The 16270-nt window shown below is 71.4% G+C and carries 16 protein-coding genes and 1 pseudogene; 9 read left to right on the top strand and 8 right to left on the bottom strand.

What is annotated here, in order from left to right; genetic code table 11:
• Positions 1-62: 62 nt before the first annotated feature.
• From Q0P88_RS07355 to Q0P88_RS07375, 5 genes are all read right to left on the bottom strand, one after another.
• Complete coding sequence (locus Q0P88_RS07355; RefSeq protein ID WP_295012641.1) at positions 63-818, bottom strand: GntR family transcriptional regulator; 756 nt, start codon at positions 816-818, stop codon at positions 63-65.
• Between the two features lie 306 nt (positions 819-1124).
• Positions 1125-1472, bottom strand: a complete 348-nt coding sequence (locus tag Q0P88_RS07360; protein ID WP_295012643.1) for an SHOCT domain-containing protein — start codon at positions 1470-1472, stop codon at positions 1125-1127.
• 117 nt (positions 1473-1589) lie between these two features.
• Positions 1590-2252, bottom strand: a complete 663-nt coding sequence (locus tag Q0P88_RS07365) for a response regulator transcription factor (RefSeq protein ID WP_295012645.1) — start codon at positions 2250-2252, stop codon at positions 1590-1592.
• 10 nt (positions 2253-2262) lie between these two features.
• A complete protein-coding gene (locus Q0P88_RS07370; protein ID WP_295012647.1) occupies positions 2263-3450 on the bottom strand; it encodes a sensor histidine kinase in 1188 nt (395 codons plus the stop codon).
• A 120-nt stretch (positions 3451-3570) separates the two neighbouring features.
• Complete coding sequence (locus tag Q0P88_RS07375) at positions 3571-3762, bottom strand: hypothetical protein (protein WP_295012649.1); 192 nt, start codon at positions 3760-3762, stop codon at positions 3571-3573.
• Between the two features lie 193 nt (positions 3763-3955).
• Between Q0P88_RS07375 and Q0P88_RS07380 the strand changes: the two genes are divergently transcribed.
• Genes Q0P88_RS07380 through Q0P88_RS07400 form a run of 5 tightly spaced genes read left to right on the top strand, consistent with a single transcriptional unit; the run spans position 3956 to position 8861 of the window.
• Positions 3956-4912 carry an ABC transporter ATP-binding protein gene (locus tag Q0P88_RS07380; RefSeq protein WP_295012651.1) on the top strand — a complete coding sequence of 319 codons (957 nt, stop codon included), beginning with the start codon at positions 3956-3958 and terminating at the stop codon, positions 4910-4912.
• 2 nt (positions 4913-4914) lie between these two features.
• Positions 4915-5733 carry an ABC transporter permease gene (locus Q0P88_RS07385; RefSeq protein ID WP_295012653.1) on the top strand — a complete coding sequence of 273 codons (819 nt, stop codon included), beginning with the start codon at positions 4915-4917 and terminating at the stop codon, positions 5731-5733.
• Position 5734: 1 nt separating this feature from the next.
• Positions 5735-7012, top strand: coding sequence for a sensor histidine kinase (locus Q0P88_RS07390; protein ID WP_295012655.1), 1278 nt, complete (start codon positions 5735-5737; stop codon positions 7010-7012).
• Positions 7013-7037: 25 nt separating this feature from the next.
• Positions 7038-7646, top strand: a complete 609-nt coding sequence (locus tag Q0P88_RS07395; protein WP_295012657.1) for a response regulator transcription factor — start codon at positions 7038-7040, stop codon at positions 7644-7646.
• A gap of 45 nt (positions 7647-7691) precedes the next feature.
• Positions 7692-8861 (top strand): polysaccharide deacetylase family protein, encoded by a 1170-nt coding sequence (locus Q0P88_RS07400; protein WP_295012659.1) that lies wholly within the window; start codon positions 7692-7694, stop codon positions 8859-8861.
• A 65-nt stretch (positions 8862-8926) separates the two neighbouring features.
• Here Q0P88_RS07400 and Q0P88_RS07405 read toward each other — a convergent pair whose 3' ends face one another.
• The gene (locus Q0P88_RS07405) at positions 8927-10099 is read right to left on the bottom strand and encodes a glycosyltransferase family 2 protein (protein ID WP_295012675.1); all 1173 of its coding nucleotides are present in this window, start codon (positions 10097-10099) and stop codon (positions 8927-8929) included.
• 197 nt (positions 10100-10296) lie between these two features.
• Between Q0P88_RS07405 and Q0P88_RS07410 the strand changes: the two genes are divergently transcribed.
• On the top strand, positions 10297-10560 hold the full coding sequence (locus tag Q0P88_RS07410; protein WP_295012661.1) for a glutaredoxin domain-containing protein: 264 nt from the start codon (positions 10297-10299) through the stop codon (positions 10558-10560).
• A gap of 99 nt (positions 10561-10659) precedes the next feature.
• Entirely contained in the window at positions 10660-12384 is a 1725-nt protein-coding gene (locus Q0P88_RS07415) for an aldehyde dehydrogenase family protein (protein ID WP_295012663.1), read from the top strand.
• Positions 12385-12418: 34 nt separating this feature from the next.
• Here Q0P88_RS07415 and Q0P88_RS07420 read toward each other — a convergent pair.
• Positions 12419-13315: pseudogene (locus tag Q0P88_RS07420) on the bottom strand (neutral zinc metallopeptidase); the annotation flags it as partial.
• 81 nt (positions 13316-13396) lie between these two features.
• On the opposite strand from Q0P88_RS07420, the gene Q0P88_RS07425 reads away from it, so the two are divergent.
• Positions 13397-14389, top strand: a complete 993-nt coding sequence (locus tag Q0P88_RS07425) for a malate dehydrogenase (RefSeq protein ID WP_295012665.1) — start codon at positions 13397-13399, stop codon at positions 14387-14389.
• Positions 14390-14444: 55 nt separating this feature from the next.
• Here the strand turns inward: Q0P88_RS07425 and Q0P88_RS07430 are convergent, their stop codons facing one another.
• Complete coding sequence (locus Q0P88_RS07430) at positions 14445-15485, bottom strand: NAD(P)-dependent alcohol dehydrogenase (protein WP_295012667.1); 1041 nt, start codon at positions 15483-15485, stop codon at positions 14445-14447.
• Positions 15486-15653: 168 nt separating this feature from the next.
• On the opposite strand from Q0P88_RS07430, the gene Q0P88_RS07435 reads away from it, so the two are divergent.
• Complete coding sequence (locus Q0P88_RS07435) at positions 15654-16118, top strand: recombinase family protein (protein WP_295012669.1); 465 nt, start codon at positions 15654-15656, stop codon at positions 16116-16118.
• The last annotated feature ends 152 nt before the right edge of the window (positions 16119-16270 follow it).

Here is a 16270-nt window from a genome sequence, read left to right on the forward strand (position 1 = left end):
CGTGCACACTGGGCCGTCTCGGCCGCGATCGGTGGATGGCGACGGCCCCGGCGGCGCTCCCGTCAGAGCGCCGTGCGGACGGTGTGACCGGCCTCGATCTCGAAGGCGATGACACCGGCCCGGTAGCGGTCGACGCCGATCTCGACGAGCCGCCCCTCGCGCGTGGTGGTGGTGCGCCCGACCTGCAGCAGCGGGCTCGACCGACGGATGCCGAGCAGGTCGGCATCCTCGGTGCTCGCGGCGGCGGCCTCGATCCGGTGATTCGTCGCGGCGACCCTGATGCCGGATTCCGCGAGCGCGACCGTGGTCGAGACCACGTCGTCGGGCAGAGCTTCGATCACCGCGGCGACCCACGGCGCCCAGGTGGAGCGTTCGATCATGACCGGACGGCCGTCGAGCAGACGGACGCGCACGATCCGATGCAGCGCCTCCCCGAGGCGGATCCGGAACTGCTGCGCCTCGCGCGCGTCCGCCGGACGGACGGCGCGGGAGGTGATCACGCCCGCGGGTACGCGCCCGCCCTCGACAGCCCACTCGGTGAACGACTGCATCCGGTCGAAACCCTGCGTCTGGTGCGCCGCCTGGACGATCCAGCCGCCACGGGGCCGGGAGGAGACGAGCGAGAGCCGCGCCAGTCGGGCGAGTGCCCCGCGGATCACGCTGCGCGTGGTCCCGTACTCGACGCTCAGCGCCGTCTCGCTGGGGAGGCGCACGTCTGCCGGGAGCTCGCCGGCGGCGATGCGGCGTTCGAGGTCCGCGGAGATCGCGACGGTGCGGGAGACGGCGGTGCGGGAGACGGCGCGCGGAGATGACGGCACGGGGTCCCCCTCCTTTCTCGGCTTTCTTCTCCCGGCTTCCCTCGGCCCTCCGCCGCGGCACCGGGATCTCGGGCCTGTGCGACGACGGTCGGTCCTCGCGTCGGCGGACTCACGGGATCGTGATCACGAGTCTGCCCTGTTCCGTCGCCTCTCACGCACCGGCGACGTCGCGCCGCGAATGCCTTCGTCACCGGCTAGGTGGTCGACGAGCAGCATCGTCGCGGGGATCGGCACGCAGGCCGGCCTCGGATCCCGCTGACGACAGGATCCGAGGCCGGCCCCATCGCGGCGGGAGGGGTGCCGTCCTCATGCGCCGGGCTGACCGCGCAGCGCGTCGCGGCGCGCACGGTACTCTGCCTCGTCGATCTCGCCGCGCGCGAAGCGGTCGGCGAGCACCTGCTCGGGGCCGGGCGTCGCGGACCAGGTCGGCGGCATGGGCGGTGCTCCGGGCGCCCCCGCGGCCTGCCACGGGCCGCCGCGCCACGGTCCCGGCGCCGATCGGCGCCCGCGGACGATGAGCGCGACGACCAGGCCGACGATGATGAGGAACATCAGCGGACCGATGATGACGACCGGCCAGAACGGCACGAACGGGCCCCGGTGCAAGTGATGGGCGACAGGATGCGCGGCCGCGGCCGCGACGAGTGGAAACATGGGTTCGTCCTTCGAATGCGGCGAACGCGTGTCGATCGCCGCATTCAGCCTCGTCCTCCGGCCCGCGCCGCGAATCCAGCTCGGGGAGTGATTCGGCATGCTCCCGGGGGAGTACGGCTACTGCCACCCCGGCGCGACGAGCCCCGTCTCGTAGGCGATCACGACGAGATGCACCCTGTCGCGGGCGTGCAGCTTCGACATGATCCGGGAGACGTGGGTCTTCGCCGTGAGAGGGCTGAGGTACAGCCTCGACGCGATCTCGTCGTTCGTCAGTCCCTGCCCCACGAGCCGCAGGACCTCGCGCTCGCGATCGGTGATCGCCGCGAGCGCGGCCGGATCCGGGGCGTTGCGGAGACCGACCGCCAGGCGTTCGAGCAGGCGTCTCGTGACGCCGGGCGAGAGGAGTCCCTCCCCCGCCGCGACGACCCGCACGGCCCGCACGAGGTCGGTGGGCTCCGTGTCCTTCACGAGGAAGCCCGCGGCGCCGGCCTGCACCGCACGCACCACGTACTCGTCGAGCTCGAAGGTCGTCACGATCACGACGTGCACGCCGTCCAGGCGCCGGTCCGCGGCGATCTGCTCGGTCGCCCACAGCCCGTCGCCGTCCGGCATCCGGATGTCCATGAGAACGACGTCGACGGGCGTCGCGCGGATGCGGTCGAGCAGCTCGCGGCCCCCGGCGGCCTCCGCGACGACCTCGATCCCCTCCTCGGCGTCCAGGAGCGCTCGGAAGCCGGCCCGCACGAGCAGCTGATCGTCGGCGAGCGCGACCCGGATCACGACGGCGTCCTCACGAGGCCCGTCCCCACGGCAGGGTCGCGACGATCCGCGCGCCGCCCTCCGGCGCGTCGCCGACCTCCAGCGCGCCCCCGAGCAGCGCCGCCCGCTCCTGCATCCCGAGCACGCCCCCGTGCGCGGAGCTCAGCGGATCTGCGCCGCGGAAGCCCTTGCCGTCGTCCGAGACGCGGACGACGAGCCGCGGATCCGGGTCATCCTCCCTCTCGAGGACGACCCGCACGTGCGTCGCCTCCGCGTGACGCACCGCGTTCGTCAGCGCCTCCTGCACGATGCGGTAGGCCGCGAACTGCGCCGCGCGGCTGGGCGCCCGATCGCCGAGACGATCGTCCAGGGCGATGTCGAGTCCGGGCACGGTGAGTCCCGCAACGAGGCGGGGGAGCTCCGCGAGCTCGGCCTGCGGGACGAGAGGCACCTCGCCGTCGCGCAGCACGCCGAGCACGCCGCGCACCTCTTCGAGGGCGAGCTTCGAGGTGCTCTTGACGTTCTCCAGAGCAGCGCGCGCCTGCGCGGGATCGCGGTCGAAGAGGTGCAGCCCGACGCTGGCCTGGACGTTCATCTGGGACAGCGCATGGCCCAGGACGTCGTGCAGCTCGCGGGCGATCCGCACGCGCTCCCGCTCCTCGGCCTGCTGCTGCTGCCGGGCCGCATCGGTGCGCGCCATCGCCATCCGCATCCCCCGCGCACGGATGAGCGCGCCCGCGCCGAAGCTCACGGCGAGACCGATCGTCACGGCGACGATGAGGGCCGGATGCCAGGTACGGCCGATGCCGAGGCCGACGAGGATCGCGGCGGTCCAGCCGACGGCGATCGACACGGCGGCCCAGATCTCCGCCCCGCGGGCGACGGCACCGGCGATCGCGAAGGCGAGCGCGAGGTAGGGCGGCCCGAGGACGGGAGCCGTGAGCACGTCGGCGAGGGCCAGCGCGGAGACGACCGCGACCGTGGGTCCGGGCAGGCGCCGGGCCGCCAGCAGGGAGAGCGGGCCGAGGATCGCGAGCAGGAGGTGCAGAGCGATCCTCCAACGGAAGCCGCGGAGATCGTCGTGGGCCGCGATCCACACCGCCGACGGCACCTGCACGAGCAGGCACAGCGCGACAGGACCCCAGAGCCGCAGCGCCGCGGGCGTGCCGCGACGGCTCCAGACACCGCCGTCAGGGGAGTCGGTGGCGGGATCCAGCATCCTTCGATGCTATTCCCCGCGTCGGGGGAGCGGATCGGCCCCCGGGATCACGGACGCCTGCTTCCCCGGGAGTATGCGCGGGAAGCTCGGCGGACGAGGCCCCCGCGCGGCCGTGCGGGCTCAGTTTTCCCAGGAACGCGAGCGCTTGGTGGCGCCGCCCGGCTCGCGCATCATGTAGGCGAGGGCGAGGCAGATCAGCAGGATCCCGGCGATGAAGACCGGACCCTGCCAGGCCGGGAGACCGGGAGCGATGCCCAGGACGACGATTCCGCCGAGGAACAGAATTCCGAAGACGATGTAGTGAAGGATCACCGGGCTACCTCCTGTTGAGCCCTCCGAGTCTATCGTGCTCCCACCGGGCGCCCGGACGGACCCGGGATCAGGGTCTGTCCGACGCGCACGTCGGGACAGGACGATCGCCACGCTCCTGCCGTGACGGATGTCATGGCGGATCCATGACATCGTTCATCGTGCGCAGCCGCCAGAGCGGAGCAGACTGGACGACATGAACGAGACTCGGACGGAACAGCCCGTCACCTCCGCGCGGACCGGCACGTCCTCGCTCCCCGCGATCGAGGCGGTCGGCCTGACCAAGCGCTTCCACGGGTTCACGGCCGTCGACGGCGTGGACATCTCCGTGCGCCAGGGCGAGGTCGTCGCCTTCCTGGGCCCGAACGGCGCGGGGAAGACCAGCACCATCGACATGCTGCTGGGCCTCTCGCAGCCGGACAGCGGCAGCGTCTCGCTGTTCGGGCTGACTCCGCGCCAGGCCATCTCGCGGGGACTCGTGTCCGCGGTGATGCAGACCGGCGGCCTGCTCGCCGACATCACCGTGCGCGACACGATGAAGCTCACGGCCTCCCTGTTCGCACACACCACGAGCATCGACGCCGCACTCGAGCGGGCGGGCATCCTCGACATCGCCGACCGCAAGGTGCAGAAGTGCTCGGGCGGGCAGCAGCAGCGGCTGCGCTTCGCGATGGCGCTGGTCTCCGATCCCGGCCTCATCGTGCTCGACGAGCCGACCACCGGGATGGACGTCGAGGGCAGGCACTCGTTCTGGCAGGCGATCCACGCGGACGCCCAGCGCGGGCGCACGGTGCTCTTCGCGACGCACTATCTCGAGGAGGCCGATCAGTACGCCGACCGGATCGTCCTCATCCGCAAGGGCAGGATCGTCGCCGACGGCACCACCGCGGAGATCAAGGCGATGGCCTCGGGACGCACGATCGAGGCGGAGTGGGACGGCCAGTCCGCCGACGCCCAGGCCGAGATCGCGGCCCTGCCCGGCGTGGACTCCGTCGAGGTCCGCGGGCCTCGCATCATCATCCGGGCCAACGACTCCGACGCCGTCGCCCGACACCTCCTCACCCGGACGTCGGCGCGCGACGTCACGATCACCAGTCAGAACCTGGAACAGGCGTTCCTGCGCCTCACCGGCGACGACACGGAAGGCGAATGACCATGACCACCGCCACCGAGCGCCTGGATCGGATCGACCCGACCACTCGGCGCGTGCCCCCGTTGGGCGGCTTCAGCCTCACGTTCCTCGCCGTGGAGCTCAAGCGCCTCTTCCGCAACTCCAGCGTCGTCGTGTTCACGCTGATCTTCCCGATCGCGATGCTGTTCATGATCGGGCTGCCGAACAAGAACACCCCGATCTCCAGCACCCCGATCGCCCAGGGCGGCCTCTCCGCCGCCGTGCCGATCATGATCTCGATGGCCGTCTACGGCGCGATGGTCGCGAGCACCATGACCGGCGTCTCCGTCGCCTCGGAGCGTGCACAGGGCTGGAGCCGCCAGCTGCGGCTGACCCCGCTCAACCCCGTCGTGTACATCCTCGTGAAGGTCGTCTGCGGCATGGTCCTCGGCGGGATCGCCGTGCTCGTCACGCTCGTCGTCGGGGCGGTCATGGGCATCACGGCGCCGATGGGCAACCTCATGGCGGCCGGCCTGCTCGCCTGGCTCAGCTCGCTCATGCTCACGAGCCTCGGTCTCGCGGTCGGCTACGCCTTCCCCGCGCAGAACGCGATGCGCTACCTCGGCCCGATCCTGCCGATCCTGAGCTTCATGGGCGGCCTGTTCGTGCCGCTCACGCTCATGCCGGACGCCCTGCAGACCGCGGCGAAGTTCACCCCGCTCTGGGGGATCGCGAACCTCTCCCAGTCGGCCGTCATCGGCGTCGCTCCGGACGGCTGGTCGGTGCTCAACCTCGTCGTGTGGTTCCTCGTCTTCACCGGGCTCGCGGTGATGATGTTCCGCCGCGACACCAAGCGCGTCTGACGTGACGAGCGACACCCGCGACGGACGGGGCGCACCGGTTACCCCGGAGCGCCCCGTCCGTCGCGCGTCGCTCCTGTGGGAACCGGCGCCGGGTCCGTTCCGCCGCCGGTTCCCGATCCGGGAGGGCGGATTCCTCGACGCCCCCTCGCTCGACGGCGTCACGGGCCTCGCGCGGGTACGGCTCACGCTCGGCGCTCCCGGCGCGCGACGATGGTACCCGGGAGCGCTCATCAGCCTCCTCTTCCTCGTCGGGTTCGTGCTCGTGCCGGTGCTCGTCCAGGCGCCCGCACCGGTCGCGCTGCTCTGGGCGACGGGGCTGGTCGTCTTCGGCGCGGTGTTCACGGTCGCCTTCCCGATCGCGATGGCGCTCCCCGCACGATGGCGCTGGACCCCTCCGGTCGCGCTCCTGCTGCTCTCGCTGCCGTTCGTGGTGGTGCTCGGAGCGGATCTGACGGGGCTGTGGACGTACGTCGCCGTGTCGGCCGCGGTCTGCCTGGGCGGCACCGCCCCCGCAGGGATCGCCGTCGTGGCGACGGCCGCGCTCGCGCTCGTCGTCGACGTGGTCGACGACGCGCTCTCCCCCTCGAGCACGCCCCCGTGGACGATGCCCCTCGTGATCCTCTCGGTCGGCATCCTGATGGCCGCGTTCACGCGCAACCTGCAGACCCTCGCGACGCTCCGCCGCACACAGCGCGAGCTCGCCGACGTGGCGGTCGAGGAGGAGCGCAACCGCGTCGCCCGGGACATGCACGACATCCTCGGTCACTCCCTGTCCGCGATCGCCCTCAAGGCCGACCTCGCGGCGCGGCTCGCGGAGCGGGATCCGAAGGCGGCGTCCGCCGAGATCCACGACGTGCAGGAGTTGGCGAGGGCGACGCTCAGCGACATGCGCGCCGTCGTCTCCGGCTACCGCCAGGTGCGGATCGCGAGCGAACTCGCCTCGCTGCGCGGCCTCCTCCCCGCCGCCGGCATCACGGCGCATCTGCCGACCACCACCGACGAGGTGCCCGAGGATCGACGCGAACTGTTCGGGTGGGCGCTGCGGGAGGCCACGACCAACGTCATCCGCCATGCCGGCGCGACCGCGTGCTGGGTGTCCCTGACCCCGGAGCGGATCACGATCGAGGACGACGGCCGCGGCCCCGCTCCGCGCGATACGACGGACGACCGGATCGGCACGGGCCTGCACGGTCTCGCCGAACGTGCCGCGGACGCCGGAGGATCCCTGCGGATCGGTCGCTCCCCGCACGGCGGTTTCCTGCTGGAGGTCACGGCGTGACCGCGAACACCCGACGGAGGGACACATGATCCGGATCCTGCTCGCCGACGACCAGGCGCTCGTGCGCGGAGCCCTCGCCACGCTGCTCTCCCTGGAGGACGACCTCTCCGTGATCGCCCAGGTCGGCCGCGGGGACGAGGTACTGGCGGCGGTCGAGGAGCATCGGCCGGACATCGCGCTGCTCGACGTCGAGATGCCGGGGATCGACGGGCTCGCCGCGGCGGCGCGGGTGCGGGAGGCGCACCCCGGGGTGAGGGTCGTCATCGTCACGACGTTCGGCCGCGCCGGCTACCTCTCCCGAGCGCTCGCGGCCGGCGTGGCCGGCTATGTCGTCAAGGACACCCCCGCGACAGAGCTCGCCGACGTCGTGCGCAGGGTCATGCGCGGCGAGACGGTGATCGACGCGGCGCTCGCCACCGACGCCCTCGCCGCGGGCCCCTCGCCGCTCACGTCGCGCGAGGCGCAGGTGCTCGGCGCGGCCCGTTCCGGCGGCACGATCGCCGACGTCGCCGGAATGCTCCATCTGTCCGAGGGCACCACCCGCAACCACCTCTCGTCCGCGATGCAGAAGCTCGAGGCGCGCACGCGGGCGGACGCCGCGCGCATCGCCGAGGAACACGGCTGGCTGCTCTGAGCCCGCTCCCCTGGCGCGACACCCCGATCCCCTACACTCGGCACCATGTCCGGAGGAGCACCCCGTCCGTCGCGCCCGAAGCGCCCTTCGCCGCGTGTCCTCCGGCGGCGCCGATTCATCGTAGGGCTCATCGCGGTCCTCGCGATCGCGCTCGTCGCCGTGGTGACCACGACGACGATCCACGCGCTCTCCGGCCAGGCCGAGCCCCGGGCCACCGCGCGCCACCGGCTGCCCACGTCCACGCCGACCCCCACGCCGACTCCATTGACGCCCGCCGAGGCGCTGCTGAAGACGGCGACCGACCCGAGGGCCTGCGCGCTCTCCTTCGCCGGCGACGGCGTCGCCCAGGCCCCGATGCTGCAGACCGAGGGCGTGCTCTACACCGGGCTGCCGATCCTGGAGCGTCCGGGATCCGTCTTCGCCGGCTGGTACCCGAGCGCCGCTCAGGCGCAGGCGCAGACCCAGACGGATCGGGTGAACGGATCCCAGCTGGCCACCTGCGCCGACCGACAGCGCACGCTCTACGCCGCGTGGACGACTCCGGAGCAGAACAGCGCGACGGCGGCCAAGATCCCGATCCTGATGTACCACCAGTTCACCACCAAGCCCGAGGGCGAGGACGGCTGGCTGCACAAGAACTACGTGTACATCGAGGACTTCAAGAAGCACATGGCCTACGTGGCGGCCCAGAAGTTCTACCTGCCGACCTGGGACGAGCTCAACGCGTTCATCGACGGCAAGCTCTTCCTGCCGCAGCACTCGCTCATCATCACCGACGACGACGCGGATCCGACCTGGCTCCAGTTGGCCGTGCCGGTCGTCACCGACGACAAGCTGCTCACGACATCGTTCGTCATCACCAACGTCCGACACGACGGCTCCCCCTCCCCGTACGTGCTGCAGCGCTCGCACACCGACTCGATGCACACCGCCGGAGCCAACGGCAAGGGGCAGATGGTCAACCTCTCCGCCGATCAGATCGCCGCCGACCTGGAGAAGTCGGCGCAGATCCTCGGCGGTGTCAAGGAGGTCATCGCCTACCCGTACGGCCACTACAACGCGACAGCCGAGGAGGGCGTGACGAAGGCGGGCTTCCTGCTCGCGCGCACGATCGAACACGGCTACGTGACGATCGGGACGCCCAAGCTGGAGCTCCCGGTCATCCGCATCAACTACGGCGACACGGTGGACGATCTCAAGGCGAACATCGGCTGAGTCGCCCGTGCGAAGCCTGGTGCCGGAGCCCGGGGCCGGAGCGCACGCAACGCCCCGGGGCGGGATCACTCCGCGCCGGCACCCTCGATCTCGAGCGCGCGGGCCGCGGACTCCTCCTTGCGCGCGACCCTGACCGAGCGACGCGGGGCGTAGACCACGAGCGAGTGGAACACGAAGCGGACGAAGAAGGCCACCACGAGGGAGATCGCGGCGGCGAGGATGCTCGAGATGTGCCAGCTCTCGACCATGAGCGCGAGGATCGGGATCCGCAGCGCCGCCTCGACGTTGTTGAAGGTGAACGACTGCGCGAACCGCACGCCGATCGTGGACGCGTCGTCGCGCATGTCGTTGAAGACGTAGCGCTCCTGCAGGATGAAGTTCCCGATGATCGTCACCTCTGCGGCGATGATCGCGGCCCAGATGTACTCCACGCCCAGGTGCGTGAGCGCCCACATGATGACGAGGTTCGCGACAGCGCCCACCGCGCCGATGAGGGCGAAGAGGGACATCTTGCCGAAGCGCAGGCGCGCGAGGTGCTTCAGGAAGGCCATGCCCTGACGGAACGAGGCCTTGGACTCCCCGTGCAGCCTCTCCCCGAACTCCATCGGGACCTCGGCGATGCGCACGTCGGAGCGCACCAGGATCTCGAGGAGGATCTTGAAGCCGTTCGGGCGCAGGGCCGCGGGATCGATGCGGCGCCGATCGACGAGGAAGTAGCCGGTCATCGGGTCGGACGCGCCGGAGAGGCGGATCGGGAACATCGCCTTGGTGAGCGAGGTCGCGCCGCGCGAGACGCCGACGCGCACGGCACCGGCGAGCCCGCCGCTGTCGCCTCCGCCGATGTAGCGCGAGGCGATCACGACGTCGACGTCTCCGTCCTCGTAGCGGTCGATCATCTCCGGGAGCAGCTCGGGCGGGTGCTGCAGATCGCCGTCCATCACGATGCAGACGTCGTAGGCGGCGGCACGGATGCCTTCGACCACGGCGCCGCCGAGACCGCCCTGAGGGTCGTCCCGGTGCAGCAGCCGGACGGGCAGCGGTGCGTCTGCGGCCACCTGGCGGATGGTAGCGGGGGTGTCGTCGGTCGAGTCGTCGACGAAGAGGATCTCGGCGTCGCGACCGGCGAGAGCCGCGGCCACGCGCTCGACGAGCGCCGCCACGTTGTCGCGTTCGTTGAAGGTCGGCACGATCACGGTCGCGCCGACGGCGACCCCGGAGAAGGGCGCGCCGGACGCCATCGGTCCGATCGCAGGCACGTCGTCCATGCCCCCTCCTCCGCTCGTGAGCCTCCATCGTCCCACGGGATGCCTCGCAGAACCTTGGTGTTTGCCGTCAGATGAGCATGACGGCCGAGAGCGAACAGCAGATGAACAGGGATTTCCACAGGCGGCGCCTCGGCGGATCCGCGTCGTCGGATCCGCCGTACCCTGGATCTATGAGCTCTGACGCACCCGAGACGATCACGATGTTCGGCGCCGACTGGTGCCGCGACTGCATCCGCACGAAGAAGCAGCTCGACGCCCTCGGCGTCGAGTACACCTACGTCGACCTCGTCGCCGACCCCGCCGCGGCCGACGTCGCGAAGGAGATCTCCGGCCGCACGAACATCCCGGTCGTGGTGTACCCGGACTCCTCGCACCACGTCGAGCCGTCGAACGCCGACGTCGAGGCGAAGCTCCGCGAGCTCTCCCTCATCTGATCTCCCCCGCCGGTGGCGACATCGACGGCGGGATCTGCTGAGACTCGGTCCCACGCCGGGCGCGTAAGGTGAAGCCAGACCGCGCCGAAGGAGATGCCGATGCCCGAGACCCTCCCCGAGGACGTCCGCGAGCCGCTCGAGGCCGCCCTGGAGGATCTGCGACGCGGATCCGCGGGCTGGGGAGCGCTGACCATCGGCCAGCGCGTCACGGTGCTGCGGGGCGTGCGACGGGCCGTGGCCGTGAACGCCCGCGCCTGGGTGCGCGCCGCCGTGCGTTCCAAGCAGCTCTCCGAAGATCATCCGTTGCGCGGCGAGGAGTGGCTGAGCGGACCGTACGCCACGCTCGGCGCCCTCGACGCCTACATCGAGACGCTGGAACGACTCGCGCAGGGCAGGAACCCGCTGGACGGCCTGCGCATCGATCGCACCACCTCCGGCCAGACCCGCGTGCACTCCTTCCCGCTCCTCGGCGTCGACAAGGTGCTGCTCTCCGGTTTCACCGGCGAGGTCTGGCTCACCCCCGGCGTGACGCCCGGAGATGCGCGTGCGCGCGCAGGGCTGGCCCAGCGCCGGCCCGCAGAGGGCGACGGCGGCATCGGCCTCGTGCTCGGCGCCGGCAACATCACCTCGATCCCCGTGCTCGACGTGCTGTACGAGCTGCTCGCGCACGACCGGGTCACGCTGCTCAAGGTCAATCCGACGCAGGACGCCCTCGTGCCGGTGTTCGAGAAGGCGCTGGCTCCTCTCATCGCGCCGGGGTTCCTGCGGATCGTCCGTGGCGGCCCCGAAGTGGGCGCGTACCTCACGGCGAACCGCGCCTTCTCCCAGGTGCACATCACGGGCTCCGCCGCCACCTTCGACGCGATCGTCTGGGGCACGGGGGCGCAGGCGTCGCGGCGCAAGCGCGAGGATCGCCCCCGGCTGAAGACGCCGATCACGGCCGAGCTCGGGGGCGTCTCGCCGATCATCGTCGTGCCGGGCGAGTGGAGCGCGGAGGATCTGCGCTTCCAGGCCGAGCACGTTGCCACCATGCGCCTGCAGAACGCGGGTCACAACTGCATCGCGGGGCAGATCGTCCTGCTCTCCGACGACTGGGCGCAGAAGGATCAGTTCCTCGCCGAGCTGCGTCGCGCCTATGCCCTCGCCCCCGAGCGTCCGATCTGGTACCCGCACTCCGCCGAGCGGATGGCTGCGGCGGCCGAGGCCTACCCCGATGCGCTCGTGCTCGCCGACCGCCTGCTCGTGGAGCTCGGAGAGGACGACGATCCGACCGCGATCGCGACGACCGAGTACTTCGCGCCGGTCCTCGGCGTCCAGGCGCTCCGCGGCACGGGACAGGAGTTCCTCGACACGGCGGTCGCCTACGCGAACGACCGCCTGCAGGGCACGCTCGGAGCCAATGTGATCGTCGATCCGGCCACGGAAGCGATGATGGGCGCAGGGTTCTCCCGCGCCATCACGGCGCTGCGCTACGGCTCCATCGCCATCAACACGTGGACCGCCTTCGGGTTTATCACCCCCACCGTGACGTGGGGCGCCTTCCCCGGCAACACGATCCAGGACGTGGGCAGCGGGATCGGCGTGGTCCACAACGCCCTTCTGCTCGCCGACGTCGAGCGCTCGGTGGTACGCGGTCCCTTCCGCCCCTTCCCCCGCGCCGTGTCGATCCTCCGCGACGGCGGGCGGTTCACGATCCTGCCCAAGCCGCCGTGGTTCGCCTCCTCGCGCACGGCCGCGGAGGTGAGCGAGGGGCTGACCCGGTTCCGCGCGCGCGGTGGGGTGCTCGCGCTGCTGCGCACGCTCGTCCAGGCGATGCGGGCCTGATCGGCTTGCCGCCGTCCGTGCAGCGGCGCCGGCCTCAGAGCTTCGAGCCGGACACGGCGAACGTGTCGCAGCTGCCGAGCCCGTTCTTGTAGCCGCTCGCGAACCAGTATTTGCGCTGCGCACTGGATCCGTGGGTCCAGCTCTCGGGATTGGTGTAGCCCGCGGACTGCTGCTGGATGTGGTCGTCCCCGACCGCGGCGGCCGCGTCGAGGGCGTCGGTGATCTGCGCGTCGGTGGGGGTGGTCATGTACGGGGTGCCGTTCTTGTCCTTCTCCTGCGTCATGTCGCGGATGAAGGCGCCGGCGTAGCAGTCGGCCTGGAGCTCGGTGCGCACGCCGTTGCTGGTGGGACCGGTGCCGTTGTTCGGGTGCGCGTCCATGATCCCGGTGATGTTCTGGATGTGGTGCCCGTACTCGTGCGCCACCACGTAGACCTGGGCGAGATCGCCCGCCTCGGCGCCGAACTGCTGGTGCAGCACCTGGAAGAAGGTCGGGTCGATGTAGACGGTCTGGTCCGAGGGGCAGTAGAACGGCCCCACGTCGTTCGAGGCGGTGCCGCACGGCGTCGCGGTCGCGCCGTCGACGCTGACCTGCTGCGGCGCGACGTAGCCCTTCACGTGCGTCGTCCAGTACTTGTTGAGCACGAGCGAGGTCGACGCGACGCGGCAGTCGACGCTGGCGTTGGCGTCCTTGCCCGTCGAGCAGTTCTGCACGCCGCCCTCCGACGTGCCCTGATCCTGCTGCTGCGCGCCCTGGTCCGTGCCTCCGCCGAGCAGCCCGGACAGATCCACGCCGGTGAAGGCGCTGATGAGCAGCACGACGATCGCGCCGACGCCGACCACGCCGCCGCCCGCGATGGCCGCCGTCCGACCGCCGCCGCGCCGTTGCACGTTGTTGTCGGAGACGTCCGCGTCGGGATTGAAGCTCATGCGCCCAGTTTTCCACGGCGCGGGGCCGCCCCGCGAGGCCTAGGCTCGCAGACAGGGACCGCCCTGGCGGTCGGAGGAGGCGACATGAGCACGACGATCACCCTGACCGGCGCCGGAGGGCAGATCGGCTACGCCCTGCTGTTCCGCATCGCGGCCGGAGACCTGTTCGGCCCGGACGAGCGGGTCCGGCTGCGGCTGCTGGAGATCCCGGCGGGCCTCGCCGCCGCGGAGGGGGCCGCCCTCGAACTGCAGGACGGCGCGTTCGGACTGCTCGAGCACGTCGAGGTGACGGACGATCCCGCGGTCGGCTTCGACGGCGCCGACCACGCCCTGCTCGTCGGCGCACGCCCGCGCGGGCCGGGCATGGAACGCGGCGACCTGCTGTCCGCGAACGGAGGGATCTTCGGCCCGCAGGGCGCCGCGATCGCCGCCCACGCGAACTCTGGCGTGCGGGTGACGGTCGTCGGCAACCCGGCCAACACCAACGCGCTGATCGCGGCGGCCTCGGCCGACGGCGTGCCGGCCGAACGGTTCAGCGCGCTCACCCGCCTGGACGAGAACCGCGCCCGCGGCCTGCTCGCGGTAGAGCTCGGCGTGCCGGTCTCCGACATCGCGGGCGTCACGATCTGGGGCAACCACTCGGCGACCCAGTTCCCGGACGTCGCGCACGCGACCGTGCAGGGACGGCCGATCCTCGACGCTCTCGCCGAGCGGCACGGGGACGTCCGCGCCTGGCTCGCCGAGACTTTCATCCCCCGCGTCGCGAAGCGCGGCGCAGAGATCATCCAGGTGCGCGGATCCTCGTCCGTCGCCTCGGCCGCGAACGCGACGATCGATCACGTGCGGGATGCGGCGCTCGGAACCGGGGAGCGCCGCACCAGCGCCGGGGTCGTCTCGCACGGCGAGTACGGCGTACCCGCGGGCCTGATCAGCTCGTTTCCCGTGCGTTCCGTGGACGGGGAGTGGAGGATCGTCGAGGGCCTGGATCCGGACGCGTGGGCGCGCGAACGCATCGACCGCTCGGTCGCCGAACTCGTCGAGGAGCGCGACGCCGTCCGGGCGCTCGGGCTGCTCTGATGCCGTCGGATCCGGAGGACACGGACGCGGACGCGTCCTCCGGCGACCGGATCGGTCAGATCGTCTCGGCGTCGATCACGAAGCGGAAGCGCACGTCGCTCGCGAGCACCCGCTCGTAGGCGTCGTTGATGCGGTCCGCGTCGATCAGCTCGATCTCCGCCGCGATGCCGTGCTCCGCGCAGAAGTCCAGCATCTCCTGGGTCTCGGCGATCCCGCCGATCGCCGAACCGGCGAGCGAACGGCGACCCCCGATGAGCAGGCCCGCGCGGTACGAAAGCGGCTCCGGCGGGGCGCCGACGCTCACGAGCGTGCCGTTCGTATCGAGCAGCCCGAGGTAGTCGTCGAGCGGGAGAGCGGCGCTGACGGTGTTCACGATGAGGTCGAACGCGCGCTTGTTCTCGGAGAACGTGGCAGGGTCCGAGGTCGCGAGGTAGCGGTCGGCTCCGAGACGGAGCCCCTCGTCCTTCTTGCGCAGGGACTGCGAGAGCACCGTGACCTCCGCGCCGAGCGCGTGGGCGATCTGCACGGCCATGTGCCCGAGACCACCCAGGCCGATCACCGCGACCCGGGATCCGGGGCCGACGTTCCAGTGCCGCAGCGGCGAGTACGTGGTGATCCCCGCGCAGAGCAGCGGCGCCGCACGGTCGAGAGGGACCGACTCCGGGATCCGCACGACGAAGTCCTCCGTGACGACGACCTGGCGGGAGTAGCCGCCCTGGGTCACGGTGCCGTCGCGATCGATGGCCCCATAGGTGCCCACGGACCCGCCGGTGCAGTACTGCTCTTCGCCGCGCAGGCAGGCGGCGCACTCCCGGCAGGAGTTCACGAGGCAGCCGACGCCCACCCGATCGCCGACGGCGTGACGGGTGACCTCGGATCCGACCGCCGAGACGATCCCGGCGATCTCGTGCCCCGGAGCGAGCGGGTAGCGCTGAGGGCCCCAGTCGCCGCGCACGGTGTGGATGTCGGAGTGGCAGATCCCCGCGAACGCGATGTCGATCACGACGTCGTGCGGACCGGGTTCCCGTCGCTCGATCTCCGTGGGAACGAGCGGCGCGCCCTCGGCGGGGGCGGCGTAGGCAGCGGTGGTCGGCATGGTGTGCTCCTCGGGGTCGGCGAACGGGCCGTCTGCGAGCGTACCTCCGCGTTCGCGGGGCGAGGGCCGGTTGCGCGGACTCCGGCGACGACGTATCTTCCGCGCAGCCGCGGTACAGCGGGACAGGGCAGAATGGTTCGAGCACCGACGCGGCAGGGAGGCGAGACGATGAGCGGGACGACTCACGAGCACGAGGACACCCTCGGGCAGGCTCTGACCAGCCCCCTGCACCTGCCGCACGCCGCGGCCGAGTGCCCGAAGTGCTTCACGCAGCTGCAGCAGAACCGCGACTGGTGGTCCGCCCGCCCTGACGGGTCGCGGCTCGTCGGCCTGGTCGTCGCCCGCGAGGGCATGCCGTCGGTCGTTCAGCAGCGCGAGGACCTCACCCGGTTCGGGGTGCCGATCGAGGGCTTCCGCCATCCCGCTCCGGACATCCTGGAGAGCTGGACGGATCGGATCGGCCGCCTCATCGACACGCTGCATGCCGGCGACGTGCTGGTCGTCGCGAACGTGCATGCGCTCGGCCGCGACATCGACGAGGAGACCCGCACCGTCGCGACGCTGCGTCGCCACGGCGTGATCGTGAAGGTGCTGAGCCACCACGCGCCGCACCTCGCCGACGCCGGTCGCTGATCCCTTTCGAGGACCCCTGGGCCTAGCGGGGACGTCACCCCGTCCCACGAAGGAGGGACCCCGACCGAAGCCCGGATCCCTCCTGCGTTTGGTCTCGGCTCAGTTGCCGGCGAGCTGGGTGTCCAGATCCTGGATCGCCCGCATCATCCCCA

Origin of the sequence: uncultured Microbacterium sp., from assembly GCF_945952435.1 — a bacterium.
Lineage (GTDB): Bacteria > Actinomycetota > Actinomycetes > Actinomycetales > Microbacteriaceae > Microbacterium.

Excerpts from the sequence above, each read along its gene's own strand:
- Q0P88_RS07380 (WP_295012651.1), top strand. The coding sequence starts at position 3,956 with ATGAACGAGACTCGGACGGAACAGCCCGTCACCTCCGCGCGGACCGGC.
- Q0P88_RS07370 (WP_295012647.1), bottom strand. The coding sequence starts at position 3,450 with ATGCTGGATCCCGCCACCGACTCCCCTGACGGCGGTGTCTGGAGCCGT.
- Q0P88_RS07410 (WP_295012661.1), top strand. The coding sequence starts at position 10,297 with ATGAGCTCTGACGCACCCGAGACGATCACGATGTTCGGCGCCGACTGG.
- Q0P88_RS07435 (WP_295012669.1), top strand. The coding sequence starts at position 15,654 with ATGAGCGGGACGACTCACGAGCACGAGGACACCCTCGGGCAGGCTCTG.
- Q0P88_RS07360 (WP_295012643.1), bottom strand. The coding sequence starts at position 1,472 with ATGTTTCCACTCGTCGCGGCCGCGGCCGCGCATCCTGTCGCCCATCAC.
- Q0P88_RS07415 (WP_295012663.1), top strand. The coding sequence starts at position 10,660 with ATGCCCGAGACCCTCCCCGAGGACGTCCGCGAGCCGCTCGAGGCCGCC.
- Q0P88_RS07395 (WP_295012657.1), top strand. The coding sequence starts at position 7,038 with ATGATCCGGATCCTGCTCGCCGACGACCAGGCGCTCGTGCGCGGAGCC.
- Q0P88_RS07405 (WP_295012675.1), bottom strand. The coding sequence starts at position 10,099 with ATGGCGTCCGGCGCGCCCTTCTCCGGGGTCGCCGTCGGCGCGACCGTG.
- Q0P88_RS07425 (WP_295012665.1), top strand. The coding sequence starts at position 13,397 with ATGAGCACGACGATCACCCTGACCGGCGCCGGAGGGCAGATCGGCTAC.
- Q0P88_RS07385 (WP_295012653.1), top strand. The coding sequence starts at position 4,915 with ATGACCACCGCCACCGAGCGCCTGGATCGGATCGACCCGACCACTCGG.
- Q0P88_RS07430 (WP_295012667.1), bottom strand. The coding sequence starts at position 15,485 with ATGCCGACCACCGCTGCCTACGCCGCCCCCGCCGAGGGCGCGCCGCTC.
- Q0P88_RS07400 (WP_295012659.1), top strand. The coding sequence starts at position 7,692 with ATGTCCGGAGGAGCACCCCGTCCGTCGCGCCCGAAGCGCCCTTCGCCG.